This is a genomic window from Streptomyces sp. NPDC004134 (assembly GCF_042874195.1).
In the GTDB taxonomy this organism is placed as follows: domain Bacteria; phylum Actinomycetota; class Actinomycetes; order Streptomycetales; family Streptomycetaceae; genus Streptomyces.
The window spans coordinates 188,099-208,595 of record NZ_JBIAMS010000007.1 but is presented as its reverse complement, the minus strand read 5'-3'; the positions used below and the strand labels follow the sequence as shown (position 1 = coordinate 208,595).

At 75.2% G+C, this 20,497-nt stretch carries 16 protein-coding genes; 4 read left to right on the top strand and 12 right to left on the bottom strand.

The genetic code is table 11. The annotated features are described in order from the left end of the window. Positions 1-2,873: 2,873 nt before the first annotated feature. Together ACFYVJ_RS12650 and ACFYVJ_RS12645 are read right to left on the bottom strand one after the other, a co-directional pair. The gene (locus tag ACFYVJ_RS12650) at positions 2,874-3,371 is read right to left on the bottom strand and encodes a GNAT family N-acetyltransferase (RefSeq protein WP_388889727.1); all 498 of its coding nucleotides are present in this window, start codon (positions 3,369-3,371) and stop codon (positions 2,874-2,876) included. Between the two features lie 9 nt (positions 3,372-3,380). After that, positions 3,381-4,142 carry a class I SAM-dependent methyltransferase gene (locus tag ACFYVJ_RS12645; RefSeq protein ID WP_388889724.1) on the bottom strand — a complete coding sequence of 254 codons (762 nt, stop codon included), beginning with the start codon at positions 4,140-4,142 and terminating at the stop codon, positions 3,381-3,383. 197 nt (positions 4,143-4,339) lie between these two features. On the opposite strand from ACFYVJ_RS12645, the gene ACFYVJ_RS12640 reads away from it, so the two are divergent. Further along, entirely contained in the window at positions 4,340-4,996 is a 657-nt protein-coding gene (locus ACFYVJ_RS12640; protein ID WP_388889721.1) for a TetR/AcrR family transcriptional regulator, read from the top strand. 220 nt (positions 4,997-5,216) lie between these two features. Beyond that, positions 5,217-5,759, top strand: a complete 543-nt coding sequence (locus tag ACFYVJ_RS12635) for a GNAT family N-acetyltransferase (protein ID WP_388889920.1) — start codon at positions 5,217-5,219, stop codon at positions 5,757-5,759. 62 nt (positions 5,760-5,821) lie between these two features. Here the strand turns inward: ACFYVJ_RS12635 and ACFYVJ_RS12630 are convergent, their stop codons facing one another. Next, positions 5,822-6,646 (bottom strand): class I SAM-dependent methyltransferase, encoded by an 825-nt coding sequence (locus tag ACFYVJ_RS12630; RefSeq protein ID WP_388889718.1) that lies wholly within the window; start codon positions 6,644-6,646, stop codon positions 5,822-5,824. 317 nt (positions 6,647-6,963) lie between these two features. Between ACFYVJ_RS12630 and ACFYVJ_RS12625 the strand changes: the two genes are divergently transcribed. Next, the gene (locus ACFYVJ_RS12625; protein ID WP_388889715.1) at positions 6,964-7,983 is read left to right on the top strand and encodes a hypothetical protein; all 1,020 of its coding nucleotides are present in this window, start codon (positions 6,964-6,966) and stop codon (positions 7,981-7,983) included. A 6-nt stretch (positions 7,984-7,989) separates the two neighbouring features. Here ACFYVJ_RS12625 and ACFYVJ_RS12620 read toward each other — a convergent pair whose 3' ends face one another. Together ACFYVJ_RS12620 and ACFYVJ_RS12615 are read right to left on the bottom strand one after the other, a co-directional pair. Next, on the bottom strand, positions 7,990-8,226 hold the full coding sequence (locus tag ACFYVJ_RS12620) for a hypothetical protein (protein WP_047017314.1): 237 nt from the start codon (positions 8,224-8,226) through the stop codon (positions 7,990-7,992). Further along, a complete protein-coding gene (locus ACFYVJ_RS12615; protein WP_388889712.1) occupies positions 8,223-9,533 on the bottom strand; it encodes an amidohydrolase in 1,311 nt (436 codons plus the stop codon). The genes ACFYVJ_RS12620 and ACFYVJ_RS12615 overlap by 4 nt, the downstream gene beginning before the upstream one ends. 205 nt (positions 9,534-9,738) lie before the next feature. Between ACFYVJ_RS12615 and ACFYVJ_RS12610 the strand changes: the two genes are divergently transcribed. Further along, positions 9,739-9,912, top strand: a complete 174-nt coding sequence (locus ACFYVJ_RS12610) for a thiazolylpeptide-type bacteriocin (RefSeq protein ID WP_018840305.1) — start codon at positions 9,739-9,741, stop codon at positions 9,910-9,912. A gap of 93 nt (positions 9,913-10,005) precedes the next feature. On the opposite strand, the gene ACFYVJ_RS12605 is transcribed toward ACFYVJ_RS12610, so the two are convergent. From ACFYVJ_RS12605 to ACFYVJ_RS12575, 7 genes are read right to left on the bottom strand one after another with little or no spacing between them, the layout of a single operon-like run. Next, positions 10,006-11,997, bottom strand: coding sequence for a TOMM precursor leader peptide-binding protein (locus ACFYVJ_RS12605; protein WP_388889708.1), 1,992 nt, complete (start codon positions 11,995-11,997; stop codon positions 10,006-10,008). Beyond that, positions 11,994-12,749 carry an ABC transporter permease gene (locus tag ACFYVJ_RS12600; RefSeq protein WP_388889706.1) on the bottom strand — a complete coding sequence of 252 codons (756 nt, stop codon included), beginning with the start codon at positions 12,747-12,749 and terminating at the stop codon, positions 11,994-11,996. Before ACFYVJ_RS12600 ends, ACFYVJ_RS12605 begins: the two co-directional genes overlap by 4 nt. 50 nt (positions 12,750-12,799) lie before the next feature. After that, positions 12,800-13,723, bottom strand: coding sequence for an ABC transporter ATP-binding protein (locus tag ACFYVJ_RS12595; RefSeq protein WP_388889703.1), 924 nt, complete (start codon positions 13,721-13,723; stop codon positions 12,800-12,802). Positions 13,724-13,766: 43 nt separating this feature from the next. Beyond that, complete coding sequence (locus tag ACFYVJ_RS12590) at positions 13,767-14,876, bottom strand: metalloprotease (protein WP_388889701.1); 1,110 nt, start codon at positions 14,874-14,876, stop codon at positions 13,767-13,769. Further along, complete coding sequence (locus tag ACFYVJ_RS12585; RefSeq protein ID WP_388889698.1) at positions 14,873-15,985, bottom strand: lantibiotic dehydratase C-terminal domain-containing protein; 1,113 nt, start codon at positions 15,983-15,985, stop codon at positions 14,873-14,875. Before ACFYVJ_RS12585 ends, ACFYVJ_RS12590 begins: the two co-directional genes overlap by 4 nt. Further along, complete coding sequence (locus tag ACFYVJ_RS12580) at positions 15,982-18,801, bottom strand: lantibiotic dehydratase (protein WP_388889695.1); 2,820 nt, start codon at positions 18,799-18,801, stop codon at positions 15,982-15,984. The genes ACFYVJ_RS12585 and ACFYVJ_RS12580 overlap by 4 nt, the downstream gene beginning before the upstream one ends. Positions 18,802-18,811: 10 nt before the next feature. After that, positions 18,812-20,443: a nitroreductase family protein gene (locus tag ACFYVJ_RS12575; RefSeq protein ID WP_388889693.1), complete on the bottom strand. Its 1,632-nt coding sequence runs from the start codon at positions 20,441-20,443 to the stop codon at positions 18,812-18,814. Positions 20,444-20,497 lie beyond the last annotated feature (54 nt).

The window sequence follows — 20,497 nt, the reverse complement described above, 5'->3', positions numbered from 1 at the left end:
GGCGGGGGGCCGGTGAGTCGGGGCGGAGGGCCGGTGAGTCGGGCCCGGGGCGAGGGGGCCGAGGTCAGTCGGAGCCGGGGCCAGTCGAGGCCGGGGTGAGTCGGGACCGGGGCGAGTCGAAGCCGGGGTGAGTCGGGACCGGGGCGAGTCGAAGCCGGGGTGAGTCGGGACCGGGGCGAGTCGAAGCCGGGGTGAGTCGGGCCCGGGGCGACTCGGGCCCGGGGCCAGTCGAGCCCGGGGCCAGTCGGAGCCGGGGCCAGTCGAGCCCGGGGCCAGTCAGGGCCGCGGTCACCCGGGCCCGGGGCCACTCGGGCCCGGGGCCAGCCGGGCCCGGGGCCAGCCGGGCCCGGGGCCAGCCGGGCCCGGGGCCACTCGGAATCGGGAGCCCGGCGTGAGCCGGAGGCCCGGAAGACCCATCTCCCCTCACGCCCGCCCAAGGGTATGCGGCTGGTCTGACAGCGCGGGGTCATCGGTTTTCTGAGCTGGTACGTCGTGGAGGTGGGGCCGGGTACGGGGGGTCCGGGCCGGGGGAGCCGGAGGCGGGTGAGCCGTGGAAGCCGGAGCCGGGGCCGGAGCCCGGGCGGGCGGCGGTGCTTGCCGGGGGCGGGGGTTCGGAGTCGGGGTGGGGGGTGTCGTGTGGGGGCGGGCCGTGCGGGGGTTTTGGAGCATCGGGGCCCACCTCGCCCGGTGGCCGGCTCGCGGGAGGGCCCGGTTCCGGCCTCGGCGGCGATCACGCGGGGCACCCGGTGCCCGCCGGTACCCCGAACTGGTCTGCCCGGGGAAGCAGCGCCCGACGCCTGCCGCACCACGTGCATCCGCCCGGCGACTGCCCGCCGGGGCCCCTGTCGGGACGGCCGGGGCGGAGAAATTGGGCCGTAACTTGCGGTAACACCCCCGGATGCGGGCCGAATCAGCCCTCAAGCGCCGACTTTCGCCCACCCAGCCGCAACAACGGGGCCACAGCCCGCCCTCCACTGGCCAGACCGTACGAAACGCACGCGGCCGAGACGAACTCGCCGCACCCAACCCCGAAAACCGGCCCAAAACGCCCACCGGGCCCGACTTTCGCGCACCCAGCCGCGCCAACTACAGCCCAGGCCGCCGGTATTGAACGCGAGTGAGCCGAACTCGCAGTAACACCGGCGGCATACGGGGCAAATCGCCCCTGCGGGCGGACTTTCGCCCGTCGACGCGCACGCGGCCGACCCTGGGGCCGGCCATGGCCGTTCGGGGCGCCCGGGCGGAGGAATTCGGCTGCAACTCGCGGTAACGCCCCCATCGAACGGGGGCAAATCACCCCCGCGGGCCGACTTTCGCCCATCTGCGTGCATGCGGCCCTTCTGAGGCCCGGCAACCGCCGTTTGCAGCGTCTGGGCGGAGAGATTGGGTCGTAACTCGCGGTAACACCCCCGGATACGGGTCGAATCGGGCCCCGGAGCCCGAGTTTCGCCCCGCGGCACGCGCGCCGCCCGGGCCGAATCCGAGCAACACCCACCCCGGCGCTGCAACTGGCATCCCGACGAGGCCCCCCACGACACGGCAATCCCTGGCCCCAGCCTCCGCCCACGCCCACGCCCACGCCCACGCCCACGCCCACGCCCACGCCCACGCCCACGCCCACCGGGAGTTTCAGCGATCAGGGAAGCCCGAACAATGGGTTCGCCCCCGTCTGCAGGGGATATCGGCGATCACGGAGGGCTCAAGTCCGTGATCCGCCTCCGCCCGCCGGGGCATCCCGCGACGGAGCGCAGCTTCTCCGGCTTCCACCCCGTCCAGAGAGGACATCGGCGATCGGGCCCAGCCCGCCTCCGGCCTCCGCCCCACGCCCGCCGGGGCAACGGCGATCGGAACAGGCCCGGCTGCCGGCAGTCCGCCCCCCGTCCGCCGAGAACATCGGCGATCGGGACAGACACGGCAGCCCGGTCTCCGTCGACCGGGAACATCGGCGATCGGGACTGGCCCAACTCCGGGGGCCCGCTGCCCCGTCCGCCGGGCACGGCATCCCTAGTCCCATTCGAGGGCGCCCGCTCCCTCCGGGCCACCCATAGCCGCCGGTCTTTTACGGGCCGGAGTCCGCCGTCAAGGGTGGGGCGAAGCCCCATCGCGAAGCGACGTTCCCGCAGCGAAGCGGAGGGAACGCCCTTGACGGCGGACGCAGGCCCGCACACTCAAAAGCGGGGTGGCCCGGGGGGAGCCTCAACGACACGGCCACTCCCTTCGCCGCCACCCCGCACACCGGCACCCTCAACGCACCACCGCCACCCCGACGCCGTACCCCCGTACCCGCTCCACCCCCACGACGTACCAGCTCAGACCGCCGATGACCCCGCGCTGTCAGACCAGCCGCATACCCTTGGGCGGGCGTGAGGGGACATACGGGAGGGAAGCCAACAGACCCGACACAGACCTCGGGTGGACGCGAGGGACATACGGAAGCGAACCCAACAGACCCGGCACATACCCCCGGCAGGCGCCAGGAGACGCACGACAGCGAACCCAACAGGCCCGGCGCATACCTTGCGCGGGCGCGAGGAGAGATGGATCCGCGGGCGAGCACCGTGCCTCCAGCGCCCATCTCGGTACCCCACGCCGATCCCGGAACCGACCCCGCGACCCAGTGCGCCAGACCCGACCCGGTCCCTCAGCGCCGGTACCCGCACCCAGCCCCGACCCGGCCCTCAGCGCCGGCGCCCGTGCCCGGCACCCGCCCGGTGCCAACATCGACCCCCGTGCCCCAGCGCCCCGGGCTCCGCCCCAGCGGCAGCCAACGTCCAACCCGCCCCGCGACGCACCGGATTCCCGGCCCGCCCCCCGGCCAGCCCGCCCCCCGGCCGGCCCGCCCCGCAGCCGCAGGCCCCCCGCCCCGGCACCCCTCACCCGCCCGGCGGTCTCTCCCGTACCCACACCGTCACCCCGTGCCCCATGAACACCTCCTCCCGCCGCGGTTCGAAGCCCAGCCGCTCCGCCACCCGCGCCGAAGGCGTGTTCGCCGGGCGGATCAGCGAGATGAAGTAGTCCTCCGCCAGCGTCGCGAACCCCCAGTCCAAGCACGCGCCCGCCGCCTCCGTCGCGTAGCCGTGGCCCCAGGACTCCGCCGCCAGGGTCCAGCCGAGTTCCACCTCGTCCAGTTCTTCCCAGTAGTTCAGGCCCACCCGGCCGATGAACTCCCCGCTGGACTTCAGCTCGACGGCGCACAGCCCGTGGCCCCGTTCCGCCCACTGCCCTTCGATCGTGGCCAGCCGCGCACGCGCCTGCTCAGGCGTGTACGCGCCCACGAACCTGTTCACCCGCTCATCCGCGTGCAGCGCCACAAACGCGTCGACATCCTCCGTCGTCAACGGGCGCAGCACGAGCCGTTCCGTCTCGATCATCCCGCCAGGTTAACCAGGCCCCCGCCCCACCACAGCGGTCACCGCCAGCGCCGTATACCCCATCTCAAACCGGCCCCCCAGCCCCTCGATCGCCTCCGCCGTGGCGTCCGTCAGCGCCGCCCGTTGGGCCGCGGTCAGGATCGCCATGCCGCCGCCCGTGGGGAGTTGGTCCAGCCATTCGTCCCGCGTGTACGTGCGCTCCCACCCGTACCGCCACTCCTCCGGCTCCCCGAAGGCAGCCACGCCCCGGATGCCCGCCGCCGTCTTGCCGACGATCGCCGCATAGCCGTCGAGCGCCGTGCGGCTCCACGGGTTCAGGGGTGCGCCCGGCAACGCCGTCCGGAAGGCGGACGCGAGGGCTTCGGCTACGTCCGGAGGCGGCTGGGAGACGTTCCAGAACGCGGCGAGTCTGCCCCCGGGGCGTAGCACCTCCGCCGCCTTGGCGGCGCCCGCGGCCGGGTCGATCCAGTGCCACGTCTGGCCCGCGACGACCGTGTCGAAGCGGCGGCCCGCCGGGGCCCAGTCCTCGAACCGGGCGACTTCCACGTCCAGTCCGTCCTCCCGCGCGTACGCGGCCATGCGCGCGTCGACGTCCAGGCCGAAGACGCGGCAGCCTGCCGCCCGCAGTTGGCGGGCGACGATGCCGGTGCCGGTCCCCACGTCGAGTACGTCACCGCCCCCTTCCCCCGCGATACGGGCGATCAGCGCGGCCGGGTAGCGGGGGCGCGTGCGGTCGTAACGGGCCGGGTCGGTGCCGAAGGACTCCGCCATGGCGCGAGCCCGGTGCGGCTCCGCCCCGGTGGGCACCGAAGCACCCGCCGCGGCACCCGCCACCACACCTGCCACTGCACCCGCGCCCCCCGCAGCCGTCCGCTGTCCGTCTTCCTCATCCCCGCCAGACTCTAGAATGGGCATGCGCCCACCTTAGTGGGCACCCGCCCACTCAAGCCAGCCCGAGGAACTCCCCCATGCCCACAGGCGTCGCCCTCCGCGACCCCCGCCGCCAGCTCTTCGCCGCCGCCGAGCGCGTCCTCCTGCGCGCCGGGCCCAACGCGCTCACCAGCCGCGCCGTCACCGACGAGGCCGGCTGCGCCAAAGGCGTGCTGCACCGGCACTTCGCCGACTTCGACGACTTCCTCGCCGCCCTCGTCCTCGACCGCGTCGCCCGCCTCGACGGCCAGGCCGCCTCCCTGCGCGCCGCCGCCGACACCGGCCGCGGCACCGTCGTCGGCAACCTCGCCGACGCGCTGACCGAACTCTTCGAGTCCGTCGCCGTCGCCGTCGTCGGGCTCGTCGTCTCCCGCGACGGGCTCCGCGCCCGGCTCCGCCGTACCCGGCCGACCGGGGTGCCGCTGCTCACCGACGCCGCCGACATGCTCGCCGCGTACCTCACCGCCGAACGCGACCGCGGCCGGCTCGCCCCCGAGACCGACGTCCCCGTCCTCGCCCCCACCCTCGTCGGGGCCGCCCACCTCCTCTTCGCCGACCGCGACGCCGCCCCGCCGGCGCCCGGCGAGGTACGGAAGGTCATCGCCGCGGTTCTCTCCCCCGCCGTCCTCCCTCCGCACGAACTCCCTCCGCACGACTTCGAAGACCCCTCCGCAGCAGACGGATCCCCCGTGTAAAGTGGCCCTCGCCGTGTTCGGCTTCGGAGAGAGAAGAGAGAGGGAGGTGAGGTTGATGACCGCGCTCAAGGCCACCGTGCGCAGCGCCCGGGTCTCCCTCACGTCCCGGGCCGTGGCCTGACCTCTCTCCCACCCCCGCCCACGCCGGGAGCGTGAGCCCGCGGGGCGTTCACACGAACACGACCACCGAAACGGATCCACATCCCTCATGGCCAACACCATGCGCAACACCGGCAACACCTGGATCACGCGCGCCGAGACCAGCGCCGACATCCCCGTCATCCGCGAGATCACCATCGCCGCCTTCGACCGCGAGCACGAGGCCGACATCGTCGACAAGCTGCGTGCCGACGAGTCCGCGTGGATCGAGGGCCTGTCCCTCGTCGTCACGGACCCCGGGGCGGCGGACGGCACGGCCGGCGGCCCGCTCCTCGGGCACGTCCTGCTCACCCGCGGCCACATCGGCGACACCCCCGCGCTCTGCCTCGGGCCCGTCTCCGTGCGGCCCGAGCGGCAGCGTGACGGGGTGGGTTCCGTGGCCGTACGGGCGGCGCTCGCGGCGGCCGCGGCGCGGGGCGAGCGGTACGTCGTCCTCGTCGGGCACCCGGAGTACTACCCGCGGTTCGGGTTCACCCGGGCGTCCGCGTACGGCATCCGGCTCAGCGTCGAGGTGCCGGACGAGGCGCTGATGGCCCTCGCGCTCGACGAGGCCCACCCGCTGCCCGGCGGCATGATCCACTGGCCGGCGGCGTTCGGTATCTGATCACCACCGGTACGGGGCCGGGCGCAGCCCGCGCCCGGCCCCGTACCCCCACCGGCCCCGGCTCAGGCCGGCTTGCGCGCCTCGAAGAGCGTCCGCGAGCTGTGCGCGACGAACGGGCCCTGTGCCGCGATCAGTTCGTGCAGCTCCCGCAGCCTCGGCCGGTACGCCTCGACCGTGAAGCCCGGTACCATCCAGATCACCTTCCGCAGGAAGTACGCGACCGCGCCCACGTCGTGGAACTCCATCCGCAGCCGCTCGGTCCGCACGTCCACGATCTCCAGCCCGGCCGCCTCCGCCGCCGCCCGCTCCCGCCCCGGATCGCGGCCCCGCCGCGTCTCCTCCGGCTGCGGCCCGAGGAAGTACTCGACCAGCTCGAAGACGCTCGCCGGGCCTACGTGCTGCGCGAAGTACGTACCGCCCGGGCACAGGACACGGGCGATCTCCCCGAAGTACGGCTTCACCGGGTGCCGGCTGACCACCAGGTCGAACGCGCCGTCCGCGAACGGCAGCGGCGGCTCCTCCGGCGCGGCGACCACCACCGTGCCGAGGGGGTGCAGCAGGGCCGTGGCCCTGGCGACGTTCGGCGGCCACGCCTCGGTGGCCACGGACAGCGCCGGCCGCGCCGGCACCCCGGCGAGCACTTCGCCGCCGCCGGTCTGGATGTCCAGCGACGCGCTCGCGGCGGCCATGCGCGCGCCCATGGTCCGCTGGTAGCCCCAGGAGGGCCGGGCCTCGGTGGCGCGGCCCTTGAACCAGGAGAAGTCCCATCCCTCCGTGGGGGTCGCGGCGGCTTCGTCGAGCAGGCGGTCGAACAACCCGGCGTCGGGGGCGTGCGCGGGGTCGGGAGTGGAGTCGGGAGTGGATCCGGTGGAGGGGTCGGGGGTCATACGGTGATCGTCGCAAAGTCAAGGCGGGGCAAGCGACCGGATTGGCGCGCGCCGCCGTTCCCGCCCGGCCCCGCCCGAAAACACTCCGTACGCCCCGGACCTCCCACCTCCGACTTCTCCCGCACGGGCGGCCGTTCGGAAGTCTGTGTGCGGCACTCGCTTTCCACGGTCAGCCTCGGGTATGCATGCCGCAGCGCACTCCGGCGTGACAAATTGTCGTTACGCCGAAGTTCACCCTGCCGTGGCGACGGCGCGGAACCATGGGGCCGGTTACCGCCGGCCCCTCGTGGCACACCGCTCGAAGCAGGAGGCTCGCCGTGCACACCAACGAAATGGGAGTCTTCGGGGTCTCCCCCGCGGAGGAGCAGCTCTACCGGCACTTCCTCCGGCACCCCGATTCACCCGCGGAAGGCGTCCACGCGAAACTCGGCATCGGCCGGCACGAAACGGATGAGGCCATGGACCGCCTGGTCCGGCTGCGGCTGCTCAGACCCGGGGATCGGCCGGGGTGGTTCGTCCCCGTCGATCCGGAGCAGGTCGTGGCGCGGCTCACCGAGATGCGGCTGCGCGAGATGTACCAGGAGATCCAGCGGCTCACCCAGAGCCGGCACGTGCTGACGACGCTCCGCGCGGAGACCGCAGCCCCGGCGGACGGCGGCCAGGCGGGCGCGTACGGCGGTGAGCACGGGGTGGAGGAGATCGACGCCCGGGAGGACCTGAGCAACCGGATGGAGGAGCTGGTCTTCTTCGCCCGGGAGGAGATCGCCTCCGTCGAGCCGGGCTTCCACCTGATGAGCGAAGCGGTGCTGAAGCGGCGCGCGGTGGAGTGGCGGGCGCTGAAGCGCGGGGTGCGGCGGCGGCTGGTGCTGCCCGCGGACACGCTGCGGCACCCGCGGGTCGCGGGGCACGTGCGGGAGTTGCTGGCCCGGGGCGGCGAGGTGCGGGTGGTCGAGGAGATCTCGGACCAGCTCGCCGTGTACGACGGGCGGGTGGCCCTCATGCCCAAGGACCCGAAGAACCTCGAGGAGGGCGCGCTGCTGGTACGGGGCCGCGGGCTGGTCAGCACGCTCTCGGGGCTCTTCGAGAAGGTGTGGGAGCAGGCCGAGGACGTCTCCGTGGAGCTGCGCGAGCCCGCGGAGCCGGAGCCGGAGCTGTCGGAGGCGGAGCTGCGGGTGCTGCGGATGATGTGCGAGGTGGGCAAGGACGAGACGGGGGCCAGGGATCTGGGTGTCTCCGTGCGTACGTACCGGAGGCACATCGCCGACGTGCTGCGGATCCTGGGCGCCTCCACGCGGGCGCAGGCCGCGCTGCTCGCGCGTGAGCGCGGGTGGGTGTGACCGCGGTCAGTTCTCCACCGACCAGCCCGCGCACGCCCGGTGGGTCAGCGCGTCGCCCGCCACCGTCGTCGCCCCGACCTCGGGTACCGCCAGCCGCAGCCTGATCCGCTCGGACTCCACCCGCAGGCCGTGCGGGAGATGGGCGCGCAGCAGCCACAGCAGCCGGACCGCGGTCGTCTCCGCGGGCGGGGCGTCGAAGTCCTGGCGTACGAACGCCACTTCGACGGACCGGCCGCCGCTCATCGACCCGCCTCGCCGGGGCCGGGGCCCCCGCCGGCCGCGCCGACCGGATCGCCCCCGCCCGCCCCGGCCGCGGTATCCGGGGTACGCGCCCGCAGCGCCCGCCGAGCCGCCGCCGTCAGCGCCTCGATGCCCGTCTCCAGCGCGGGCCGCAGGTCCGGCGCGAACCGCGGCGAGTGGTTCCCCGGCACCGGGACCCCCGTGCGTGCCGCTTCGCGGCGGGCCGCCGCGGAGACGGTGCCCAGCATCCAGTAGCCGAGCCGGACGCCGGGGGCACCGTGCACCTCCGCGCCCGCGGGGCCGTACCAGGCGAAGTCCTCCGCCGCGGTGGCCGGTTGCCAGCGCAGCACCCGGGCGCCGCCCAGCGCCGCGGCGTGGGCGTCCCGCAGCTCCGCCGTCAGCCCCGCGTCGGGCAGCAGGGTCCGCGAGCGGCCCCGTACCGTCACCTCCGGCGGCTGCGGCGCGCCGGCCGCCTCCGCCTCGCCGGCCAGCACCCGGCGGACGCCCGCCAGCAGCCGGTCCAGGGTGCCCTCGTCGAACGCCCGCAGGCTGATGCCCAGTTCCGCGCGGTCCGGGATGACGTTGGCCTCCGTACCTGCCCGCAGCCGGCCCACGGTCAGCACGGCCTGCTCCGCGGGGGCCCGTTCGCGGGCGACCAGCGCCTGGAGCCGCAGCACGGCCGCCGCCGCCGACACCACCGGGTCCACCGTCAGGTGCGGCGCCCCGGCGTGGCCGCCGATGCCGTGCAGCACGGCGTCGACCGCGACGGTGCCGGCGAGCAGCGGGGCGCCGTCCGTGTGGGCGACGGCGCCGGCGGGCAGCGGCGCGGTGTGCTGGGCGAGGACCGTGTCGGGCGGGCCGGTGAGGTCGTAGAGCCCGGCGCGCAGCATCGCCAGCGCGCCGTCGAGCGTCTCCTCGGCCGGCTGGCCGACGACGGCCACCGTGCCGCGCCAGCCGCCGGTGTCGCGCGCGAGCAGTCCGGCGGTGCCGGCGAGCGCGGCGAGGTGCACGTCGTGGCCGCAGGCGTGGGCGACGCCGGGGACGGTGCTGGCGTAGCGGAGTCCGCTGGCCTCCGTGACGGGCAGTGCGTCGAGTTCTGCGCGCAGCAGCACGGTCGGGCCCTCGCCTCTGCGCAGCAGCCCGACGACGCCGTGGCCGCCGACGCCGCGGGTGACGGCGTAGCCGGCGGCGGCGAGCCGGTCGGCGAGGACGCCCGCGGTGCGTTCCTCGGCGCCGGACGGCTCGGGGTGGAGATGGACGTCGAGACAGCACTCGACGGCGGACCGCAGAACGTCCGCGGGTACGGCCATGCGCGCCACGCTCCTCTTCCGGGCGGCTCCAGCCTGCCCGACGACGTGATCAGTACGGACTCAGCCCCCTGTCGCCCGGTGACAGCGAAGTGACAGTGAAACGCGGGCGGGGGTGGCAGCGGCCGTCGCTTGAATGGCCAGGACAACCATCGGACCCGCCGGTTTCACGACGGCGGGGCCGCCGCTCACGGAAGAAGGAGTTCCCATGGCTGACAAGGCGCTCTCCACCCTTGCCGACGAGATCCTGGAGCTGGAGTCGGAGACCTTCGAGATCTCGGACTACTCGGACCAGGCCGAGGTCGTCCTCGCCGGTTCGACCTCCTGCTCCTCCACCTCGACCTGCTCCAGCACCACCAGCACCACCTCGTGCAGCGCCTGACGATCCGTCAGTAACGCGGCGCCCAAGGCAGCCCTCACGGGACGGAGTCCGTCCTCCCGTGAGGGCTGCGGCGTGCGGTGGCCCGGGCATCGGCTACGGGAACGGGTGCGGCACGGTACGCAGCCCGCCCCCGGCCGCCGCCGCGGCCGCAAGCAGCCGCGGCATCCGCAGCGCCCGCTGCCGGTGCCAGCCGAAGTCGAGCGGCAGCAGCCCAGGCGCCAGCGTCGCGACGGTCCGCAGGCCCACCGCCCGCTGCTCGGGCGTCGTCTGGTCGACGGCCACGGCGTCGTGCCCGTGCACCGCCAGCGCGTCGACCAGCAGCCGCAGGTCGTCGCGGAGATCCAGCGTCGCGGGGCGCACCAGCACCCAGTCGGCGTAGACATCGGCCAGCGGCTGTGCGGGGGCGTCGGTGAGGAAGTCCCCGGCGTGGGCGGCCATCCGCGGCAGCCCGTAGAGCTGGGCGTGGTCCTTCAGTTGCCGTACGCGCCCGAAGTCCTGTGCCATCTCCTCCAGTTCGGCGCGGCGCTCGGCCACCTGATACGGCAGGTGCGGGATGTACGTCAGCACCTCGCTGAGCGCGCCGGTCAGCGCGGCCGCCGGGTCGAGGGCCGCGGCGGCGCCGAACGACAGCAGCCCGGGGCCGCCGTCCTCCCGTACCGCCACCGTCGTGATCACCGGGATGCCCAGGTCGCTGCGGGTGTCGAAGGCCCGTACCTCGTAGCCGAGGAGCGCCGCCCGGTCCAGCATGCCGCGCACCCGCGCATCGCCGGTCGAGCGGGGGTCGACGCGGGTGAGGGGGGCGCGCCCGTACCAGGCGAGGAGGAAGGCGTCGCGCTCGATCAGCTCCAGCAGCCCGTACAGCGCGGCCTCGGCGAGCGAGCCGCCGGTGGCGCAGCCGTTGGAGCACTCGAAGACGAAGTTGTCCGACGGCAGCCCCGCGCTGTAGTGCACCAGCCGCGCCGGTACGAGCACAGGGTGGTCGTCGCGCAGGCAGTGGCCCCAGATCCAGGGGATGGGCCGGGCCGGGTCGAAGGGGGCCACCATGGGGTCGTCGCGGTACGTCTCCGGGGAGTACAGCCCGGTGCGCCGGGGGTCGACGACGGCGTCCTCGCCCCACTCGGCGGCGAGTTCTTCGAGCGAGGCGGTCACGGGGCGCAGACCGCGGCGGGCGTGGGTGCCGGCGTAGCGCTCCAGGCCCTCCAGGTACGCGAGGGTGCGGCTGGTGGCGTACGCGTCGGCCTGGCCGGAGAACGTGACGTCGTTGAGCCCGGCGTAGCCGCGGACGAAGGCGCTGCCGGAGATCGGCGCGGTGGTGGTGGACGCGGGGTTGAGGTGGGTGGTGGAGCCGAGGGCGCCGCAGACCGGGTTGGCGAGGGCCGCCTCGGGGAGGTCGAGGGCGGCGAGCGGGGTGACGCGGTAGACGTCGGGGGCCGGCTTCGGGGTGGGGGCGAGGTACATCCGGCCGTGCTCGGGCGCGTCGTCGGCGGGCGTCACGCAGGCGGGGCAGAGCGGCTCGGGGAGCAGCGGGAAGGTGGCGAGCGCCAGGGTGCCGAGGTCGACGCGGGTGACCTGGGCCTGCCCGTCGGGCGAGCGCCGGCCGGCGACCGCGCGGCAGACGGCCCACACGGCGTCGGCGACGTGGTCGGTCAGCACCGGCCACGCGGCGCCGCCCCCGGGGACGAACCCGCCCTCCAGCGCCTCCCGTTCGGAGCGGGTACGCAGCCGCTGCCACCGCATCGCGAGACACCGGCCGCAGGCGGGCCGCGGTGCGGGCGGTCCGCCTGCGGCCGGGTCCCGCCCGGCGCCCCAGGGGCCGACGAGCACCGCCCGCGAGGTGAGGTGCACGGTGGCGCCGGGTCGCTCGTCCGGCCACGGGTCGCGGCCGGGGTGCAGGGTGTCGGCGGCGCCGAGGGGGACGACGAGGGGAAGCGGGGTGCCGGGTTCGCGGCCGGCGGGGAGGCCGTCCCCGCCGGCCGCCGCCCAGCGCCTCCGCAGCGCCTCCGCGAGCCAGTCCCGCGCCGCTGCGAACGGGCCCTGTGCCCCGGCCCGTACGGTCTCCGTCTGCTCCGCCGCCGTGGCCGTCATGTGCGGTCGCTCCAGCGGAAGACCCGGAACGCCACGGCGCCGAAGACCACCGCGAACGCCGCCAGGCCGCCGCACGCCACCGCGATGTCCGCGCCGCCGCCGGCGTCGGTGAGCGCCGCAGACACCCCGTCGTTGAGGTGCCGCAGCGGCAGCACCCAGCTCATCGCCTGCATCCACGACGGCATGGCGTCCAGCGGGTAGAAGGAGCCGGACAGGAACGCCATCGGCACCATCAGGAAGTTGGCGACCGCGGCCACCGCCTCCGGGGTACGGGCGTAGGAGCCGACGATCGCGCCCAGCGCCAGGAACGCCGTGATCCCCAGCACCAGCACCGGGATCGCCAGCGGCCAGCCCGCGGCCAGTTCGAGGCCCATCACCGGCAGCAGCGCCACGGCCACGAACAGCACCGCCTGCACCAGCCCGATGCCCACGGCCAGCACGTACCGCGAGCCGAGCACGGCGGACAGCGGCGTCGGCGTCATCCGGATCACCCGCAGGATGTCGTCCCGCCGCCACTGCATCAGCACGAACCCGACGCCGAAGACGGCCGCGTTGCCCACGCCCCAGGACAGCACCCCTGGCGCGATGTACGCGATGTACGGCCGGCCGCTCTCCTCCACGTCCTGGCCGTGGAAGATCAGCCCGAAGACGACGAGGAAGAGCAGCGGGAAGGCGAAGGTGAAGAAGAGCGTGGTCTTGTCCCGGGTGTACGCCCGGTAGCCGGCCTCCGCCAGCGCGGAATAGGCACTCATGGCATCTCTCTCCGATGGATCGGAAGGCGGAGGGGGGCGGCGGTCAACTGTCAGTCCTGGCCGGTGAGCTGGAGGTAGACGTCCTCCAGGCTTGCGGTGCGGGTACGCACCCCGTGCAGCCCGGCGACCTTCTCCACGGCGGCCAGCACGGGCCCGGCGTCCTCGGTGCGCAGCACCAGGGCGTCGGACTCGCGGGTGACCTCGGTGACGCCGGGCAGCACCCGGGCGTCCTCCTCGCTCAGCCGCTCCGCGGGCACCAGCAGCCACACCGACGTACCGCCGCGCGCGACCAGCTTGCCCGGGGTGTCCAGGGCGGTGATCCGGCCGCGGTTGACGATGGCGACGCGGTCGCACAGCGCCTCGGCCTCGTCGAGGTGGTGGGTGGTGTATACGATGGTGCGGCCGGCCCGCTTGAGGTCGCGCAGCAGCTCCCACAGGGCGCGGCGGGCCTGCGGGTCGAGCGCGGCGGTCGGCTCGTCCAGGAAGATCAGCTCGGGCGCGTGCACCAGCGCGGAGGCGATCGCGAGGCGCTGCCGCTGCCCGCCGGACAGGTTCTCCACCCGCACGTCCGCCTGCTCGGTGAGGCCGACGAGGGCCAGCGTGCGGTCGGCGGCGGCGCGTTCCGTCCCGTAGAGCGCGGCCATCGTCTTCAGGTGCTCGTACGCGGTGAGCCGGACGAAGAACGCCGACGTCTGCGTCTGCACGCCCAGCCGCGGCAGCAGCGCGGTGTCCCGCGGCCAGGGCGCCCGGCCCAGCACCTCGACCACGCCGCCGTCGGCCTCCCGCAGGCCCTCCATGATCTCGATGAGGGTGGTCTTGCCGGCCCCGTTGGGGCCGAGGAGGCCGAAGAACTCGCCGCTGCCGACCGTGAACGACACCTCGTCCACCGCCCGCACGTCGCCGTAGCTCTTGCGCACCGCCTCCAGCCGGACGGCCGGGGGCCGCCCGTCGGAGGCGTCGGTGTCGGTCGTCACGGGCTTCTCCTTCGGAGGTTCTGCGCGGGGTTCGGTCATCGGGCTACGCCGCCAGCACCACGGCGCGTACGAGCAGCACCAGCACCGCCGCCAGCGCCGCGACCGTCAGCACCGTCCCGGCGGCGTAGCCGGCGTAGACGGCGCGGGCGCGGCGCGGGTAGGCGGCGGCGTCCGGGGAGCGGCGCAGGGCCAGGGAGAGGTACGTACGGCTGGACTCGGCGAGCCGCAGGCCGCGCAGGAGCTGCCCGGCGATGGTGTAGCCGTCGAGCGGCGGCAGCGGCACCAGCATCGCCGCGGCCTGGAGGACGCCGAGGAAGAGCAGGCCCGCGAGTCCTTCGCGGGTGGAACCGTCGGGGGCGAGCAGCCACCAGCACCAGAACGGCAGCAGGAACAGCAGGTTGGCCACGGCCCCTGCGCCCGCGACGACGATGCGGGCGCGGCGGCCCGCGAGGTACATGTAGTCGTCGACGGTGCAGTACATGATCACCACGGGCAGCCGCCAGCGCAGCCCGATCTCCCCGACCCGGCCGCCGTAGTGCCGGGCGGCGACGCCGTGGGCGAGTTCGTGCACCGCGGTGGAGAGCCAGAGCGCGGTGGCGACGGCCATGAGCAGCACGGGCTCGGTGAACACGGCGGCGGCGCCGTCGACCAGTTCGCCGGGGTGCAGGGCGAGCACCAGCAGCATCGCGCCGAGCGCGGTCAGCAGCAGGGTGCCCCAGACGCGGCCGAGGAGGAAGCCGGTGGCGCGGTGGAGCCGGCCCGCGGTGGCGTGCGCGTCGGCGACGAGCCGTACGCTGCCGGCCAGCGGGCCGTTGGCCTTCTCCGGCGCCGGCTCGTCCTGGCGCTCGGGGCGGGGGGCGCCGTCGAGGAGGCCGCGGCCGCCGAGGAGCTGGAAGAGCCGGCTCCAGTGGGCGTCGCCGAGCCGCTTGCCGAAGGCGGCCGCGTACTCGCCGCCCAGCTCCGCGACCGTACGGGAGCCGTCCATCCGTACCATCAGGAACCGCTCGCGCGGCCCCACCTCGAAGGACTGCCCGGTGGCGGTGTCCTTGACCAGGTGCACGGTACGCGGCCCGTGCAGCAGCGCGTCGCTGACCAGCACCTCGGGGCGCAGCCTCGGCTGGTGGGCGGCGAGCGACTCCCGGGTGCTGCTCACCGCGCGCTCCCGGCGGCCGGCGCGGCGGCGCGCGCGTGCAGCGCCCGGGCCAGGACATGGGAGAGGTACGCCTCGTCCTGGATCGTCACGTGCAGCCGGTTGTTGGTCATGTGCATGTACGGGGACAGCAGCCGCTCCAGCGCCTCGTCGGGGTCGTCGACCGGCTCGTCCTGGGTGCCGTCCCAGGACCGGAAGACCAGCTCGCCCCGCCCGGCCAGCTCCACCACCCGCTCGCGCAGCTCGCGGCAGTGCTCGGCCCAGCGGTCCAGCAGCCCGGGCAGCGTGCCCTCGCCCGCGGCGGCGGCGCGGATGCGGCCGTGCCAGGTGAGCAGCCCCGGCGCGACCTCGTCGGCCTTGCGCTCGTACTCGGCGCTGCCGATGAAACCGGTGTCGGGGAACGCCCGGTGCCAGAAGGTGTAGTAGCGGTCGAGGAAGTCCGCGAGGCGGTCGTCCTCGGGCAGGAACGCGGTCGACATGATCAGCATGAGCTGCGCGGAGGTGCCGAGCAGCACGGTGCGCAGATGCAGGTTCTTGCCGCGCAGCGCGTCGCACACCAGCTCGCTGGAGCGGGCGAAGTGCCACTCGGCGAGCGCGACGCCGGCCGGGCCGCCGTACTTGCCGTACTCCGGCTCGTACGGCAGCCAGGCGCGGGAGTTGTTGGGCCGCAGGTTCATGCGGCCGTCGGCGTCGGTGTAGGCGACGCGGTCCTCGGGGCGGAACTCGATGTCGAAGAGCTGGTTGTAGAACTCGTTGAGGAAGCCGGAGTCGACCTGGTAGAGAGCCGGGCGCTCGGTGAGGAAGGCGTCGACCGCGCGCTCCGCGCGCGCCCGTACCTCCGCCTCCCGCCCCGGGGAGGAGGGGCGGAGGCGGAGGCGGACGTGGGGGCCTTCCAGCCAGTAGTTCAGGAAGAACCAGCCGTCGAGAAGGCCGTCGTCGTACAGCTCGCGGACGAGCGGACGGACGCATTGGAGGAGCAGGGGAACGGGGTTGGCGGCGTAGTAGACGTGGAGTGCCTGCCAGTCGCCGGGGGGTGCGGCCCCGGCGGCGGGCGCCCCGGCCGCTTCCGCGGCGGGCGTGCGCGGCGCTTCGGGCGCGGGCTGGTCGGTCACGGGGTCTCCCCTTCTGCGATGCCGGTGCCGGTGCCGGGCGGCGCGGGGGCCGTCTCCACGGCCAGCTCCACGACATGGCCGCCGTGTTCTGTCGTCAGGTACGGGCCGTCCTCGTCGGGCAGCGCCTCGCGGAACGTCACGCGCGCGGCGTCGCTGCGCAGCAGGCCCTCGAAGGCCAGCAGCGACAGCGGGCTGTCGAAGTCGACGTACTGCGGCTTGGCGCCGGTCGCGCCGCGCGCCGCGTCGTCCTTGACCATGGCGTAGACCCCGGCGGGCAGCCCGTGCCGGCGCCGCCAGCGGTGCCAGGCCAGCAGCCACCCGGCGTCCCCCGTACCGGCGGCGCGCGGCGGGAGCGCGGTCGCGGGGGCGCGCCAGGAGCGGCGGGCGAGGACGAGGCGGCCGTGGCGTACGCGCGGGCGGTGCGTGACGCCGTCGTCGGGATCGCCCTCGGGGACGCCGGCCCAGACGTCGACCGGGGACATGGACGTCGGCGAGAGCAGCAGCAGGGTGCGGGGGATCTCGGGGAGGGCCAGCGGCACGAGGTAGCCGAGGTAGACCGGCACCACCTCGCGGCCCAGCCGCGCCGAGCGCAGTACCAGCCGGTCGGTCGCGGGGTCGTGCTCCAGGCTGAGGTCGTCCAGGGCGATGCGGTACTGCCCGGGCACGATGCTGGTCTCGCCGGGGCAGACGATCTCGTAGTCGGTGAGCCGGCCGTGCAGGTTGAGGTTGCTGGTCACGGGGCCGCCGGTGACCTCGGCGAAGACGGCGCCCGGGGGCTGGAGCCCGCGGGCCCGGGCGCGGAGTTCGGCGGAGAGGGTGCCGTCCTCGCCGTCGAAGCAGTGGGTGAAGCGGCTGAACGGGAAGTGCAGCCCGCCGTACGAGCGGTTGAGCACCACCAGCGGCTCGGACCCGGCGAGCTGGACGTGGTGGCTGTGCAGCGCCGGCTCCGCGGGGAGCGCGGCCAGTTCGGCGGCGACGGAGTCGAAGAGGTCGGTGCCGAGGACGAGTTCGGCGTCGCGGCGGGGGTGGCCGGCCCAGCGGGCCCGTACCCCGGCGTGGAACGCGCGCCGCGCGGCGTCGACCGCGCGGAGCTGCGGCAGCCCGAGCCAGTTCTCCTCCGGTACGTACTCCCCTTTCGCGTCGAACGGGGTGCGGCGCGAGGTGAACGACAGGTACTGGTCGAAGAAGTCCTCGTGGAAGTCGTGGATCAGCTTCAGCAGGTCGGTGCAGCGCCCGCCGGTGCCGTAGCGGGCGAGGAAGAACCCGCGCAGCGTCAGCCGCTGCGGCAGCGTCAGGTCGAACGCGGGCAGCACCCGCTCCACGGCGGCGAGCGGCCCGGCGAGGGCGTCCACGAGCCCGGCGGCGGGCGCGGCACCGGCCCGCGCGCCGCCGGCCTGCGCGCCGCCGGACTGCCCCTCGAAGGCCGCCCGCCCGGTGCCGGGGGCCGTCACCTCCGGCGCCGTCGTGTCCTCGTACAGCACCGTGCGCGGCACCCGGGGCTGCGCCACGCCCAGCTCCCGCTGCACGTCCGCCAGCCGCCGCCGCAACTCGCCCAGCAGCTCGCGCCGTTCGGCGGGACCGGCGGCGGGATACCTGGCCAGCAGCTCCGCCGGCCCCTCCAGCGCCGCCGCGACGTCGTCGGCCCAGGGCCGGTCGAGCCCGCGCAGCGCGCGCTGGAAGGCGCCGAGGGGGTCGGTGTCGTGGGCGCGCAGGTCCAGGCACGGCACCCGGACCATGCCGACGTCGAGCAGCGCGGCCAGGTAGGTGTCGACGGCTTCGCGGTCGGCCTCCAGGTCCTCGCCGAGCCAGTCGGCCAGCTCCCCGTAGCGGACGGTCTCCCGCTTCTCCAGCAGCCCGAGCATGCGCTCCAGCACACCGCTGCGGCGCAGGAAGAAGAGCTGGTCCTTCACGGTGTCGAAGGTGACGGCCGTGTCGTCGTCCCCGGCGGTCACCCACCGGCGCACGTAGCGCACCCGGTCCTCGTCGCGGCCCCAGCCGGGCGCGGGCGCGACGGGGAGGTCGGCGCGGCGGCGGGGGTCGGCGAGCACGGCGTCGGCGAGGCGGCCGACGGCCAGGACGTTGAGGCGCGGGTGGCTGCGCGGGGCGTAGGGGCCGGTGAGGCGCAGCGGCGCGCCCTCGGCCGGGGCGCCGTCCGTGAGGCGGCCCAGGGCGACGGAGGTGAAGGCGGCGAACGGACTCGTCTTGCACGCCGTGCGGTAGAGGTAGGCGAGCAGCGAACGCTCCACCTTCCGCGTCCGCTTGTCCACGCGCGCCGGGTCGGAGGCGGCGAAGGCGTCGAGTTGCGCGTCGAGTACGGGCGAAGCCAGCAGCACCCCGCCGCGCAGCCGGTCCTCGCCGAGGACGGCGCGCAACGCGCCGCGGGTACGCAGCAGTTCGCCGCTCAGCAGCTCCTCGCCCGCCGCCAGGTCCTCGTCCAGCCGGGCCCGCAGGTCGAGCCAGCCCCGCAGCGGCTCGGCGACCTGCGGCGCCAGCCCGCCGACGAGCGCGAGCGCGGCGGCGGGGTCGGCGGGGCGCCGTCCGTTGAACACCTCCCGGCGCAGCCGCAGCAGGTCGCGCCGCACCTGTTCGTCGTCGCGTCCGGCGACGAGGTCGTGCAGCCGGTCGCCCAGCGGCCCGGCGTTCTTCGCCAGCCGGGCCTCGGCGGCGAGCACGCCGTCCGCCCAGTCCCGTACGGCGGGCGACCGCAGGGCCCGTACGGCATCGGCGGGCAGCCCGGCGATGCGCGCGAGGAACCGCGGGCCGAGGGCGGGCGCGGTGCGCGCGGCGGTGTCGGCGGGGGCCGTCGTCGTTGCCATTCCCGCCCCCTCAGGCGATCTCGAAGCGGAAGTCGGACGCGCCGCGCCGCTCGTGGCCCAGCATCATGATCAGCAGCGGCATCTCGTCCGTCTCCAGCAGCCCGAACCGCTCGCGGTAGGCGATGTTGTCGAAGCCCAGCGCCACCCCGCAGCCGACGTCCAGCGCCGCCGCCGCGGTGTACGTGGCCTGGGCGACGCCGCCGATCAGCGCGTTGACCAGGCGGTAGCCGCGGTCGCCCACCGCGTCCAGCACGCTGTGGGTGCGGATCGTGGGCACGAGGACCGCGGCGGCCTGCTCCAGGTTGTAGTTGGCGAGGAAGTAGTTGTCCTGGAGGAACGCGCCCGGCGGCTCCGCCGAGACGCACCGCAGCGCGCCGGGGTCGCCGTCCGGCACGTACTCGTACGTGCCCGGCTCCACCCCGGCCACGTGGTTGACCAGCGCGTACATCTTGACGAGACCGTCCGCGCCCGCGGCCGCCGCGTCCCCGCCGAGCCGGGAGCCGCCCGCGGCGGCGGCCAGGCAGGACGTCAGATGGGCGCCGTCCAGCGGCCGTTCGGCCGCGAACCGGCCGAAGCTGCTGCGCCGCGCGCGCAGCGCCCCGCGTACGTCCCGGGCCAGCGGCGCCCGCCGGGGCAACGGGGTCTCGGCCCGCTCCTGGCCGGGTGCGGCGGCCGCGGCGGGGGCGAGCGCGCCGGGGGCGGGGCGGGCGGTGGCGCCGGCGGCGGTGGCGCGCTGCATGGCGGTGAGGGCCTCGAAGTCGAGGACGGTACGGGAGCGTTCGCGGTCGCGGTGGCGGACGGAGACCTCGGGCGGCGGGGCGGGCAGCGGCGCGGCGGGGGCGCCGGCGCCGGGTCGCGCGGCGACCCCGTACCCCGCCCAGGGCAGCGGGACGACGGCGAAGATGCCCTCCTCGTCGCCGTCCACCCCGAGCAGCCGCGCCAGCCGCTCCTCGTCGAACCAGAGCGCGGGCTCCAGCGCCGTCCCCCGTGCCCCCGCCCACGTCCGCCAGGTGCCCAGCAGCGCGCCCACGTCCATGCTCACGGCGTGGAAGGAGAAGCTGTTGTACTTGAAGGAGTTCTGCCAGTACTTCACGCCGAGCACCAGGTACTGGTCCGTGTCCGGGCCCGGCGCCCCCTCCCCCAGCGCTTCGCGCACCACGCCGCTGACGTCGCCGGTCAGCAGCCGGCGCAGCGCGTGGTGGCGGGGCGCGTAGTGGTGCACGCCGGGCGGTACGGGCGCGGAGGGGCCGCTGACCCAGTAGACGGAGACGGGGTAGAGGCCGCCGCCGGAGGCGGTGCCGCGGGACCAGTTGGCGAGCGGGTAGAACGGCAGGGCGTTGAGGTCCGTGTTGGCCTGCACGCCGAGGCGCCTGCCCACCAGCCCGTACGAGTCCCGGAGCAGCCCCGCGAGCAGCCCGAGGTCGAACGCGGGCCCGCCGCCGCCCGCGGGGGTCAGCAGCCCGCGCTCGACGGTGGCGTACGCCGGGTACGCGGGCCCGGCCGGCAGCGGCAGCCGGTCGGTGCCGGGGTAGTGCTTGGTCTTGCGGGGACCGTCCGCCCAGTCGGGCACGAAGTCCACCGGCTCCATCGGCACCCGGCCGCGATGCATGATCGCGGTCGCGTATCCGTGGGCGTATCCCATCGTCTGCTCCTTCTCCGGGTGGTGGCTTCGGCGGTTCGTCGGGCTCTTCCGACC

Bases quoted from the DNA above. Each gene is read 5' to 3' on its own strand.
- ACFYVJ_RS12650 (WP_388889727.1), bottom strand. From the start codon at position 3,371: ATGATCGAGACGGAACGGCTCGTGCTGCGCCCGTTGACGACGGAGGAT.
- ACFYVJ_RS12645 (WP_388889724.1), bottom strand. From the start codon at position 4,142: ATGGCGGAGTCCTTCGGCACCGACCCGGCCCGTTACGACCGCACGCGC.
- ACFYVJ_RS12640 (WP_388889721.1), top strand. From the start codon at position 4,340: ATGCCCACAGGCGTCGCCCTCCGCGACCCCCGCCGCCAGCTCTTCGCC.
- ACFYVJ_RS12635 (WP_388889920.1), top strand. From the start codon at position 5,217: ATGCGCAACACCGGCAACACCTGGATCACGCGCGCCGAGACCAGCGCC.
- ACFYVJ_RS12630 (WP_388889718.1), bottom strand. From the start codon at position 6,646: ATGACCCCCGACCCCTCCACCGGATCCACTCCCGACTCCACTCCCGAC.
- ACFYVJ_RS12620 (WP_047017314.1), bottom strand. From the start codon at position 8,226: ATGAGCGGCGGCCGGTCCGTCGAAGTGGCGTTCGTACGCCAGGACTTC.
- ACFYVJ_RS12615 (WP_388889712.1), bottom strand. From the start codon at position 9,533: ATGGCCGTACCCGCGGACGTTCTGCGGTCCGCCGTCGAGTGCTGTCTC.
- ACFYVJ_RS12610 (WP_018840305.1), top strand. From the start codon at position 9,739: ATGGCTGACAAGGCGCTCTCCACCCTTGCCGACGAGATCCTGGAGCTG.
- ACFYVJ_RS12605 (WP_388889708.1), bottom strand. From the start codon at position 11,997: ATGACGGCCACGGCGGCGGAGCAGACGGAGACCGTACGGGCCGGGGCA.
- ACFYVJ_RS12600 (WP_388889706.1), bottom strand. From the start codon at position 12,749: ATGAGTGCCTATTCCGCGCTGGCGGAGGCCGGCTACCGGGCGTACACC.
- ACFYVJ_RS12580 (WP_388889695.1), bottom strand. From the start codon at position 18,801: ATGGCAACGACGACGGCCCCCGCCGACACCGCCGCGCGCACCGCGCCC.
- ACFYVJ_RS12575 (WP_388889693.1), bottom strand. From the start codon at position 20,443: ATGGGATACGCCCACGGATACGCGACCGCGATCATGCATCGCGGCCGG.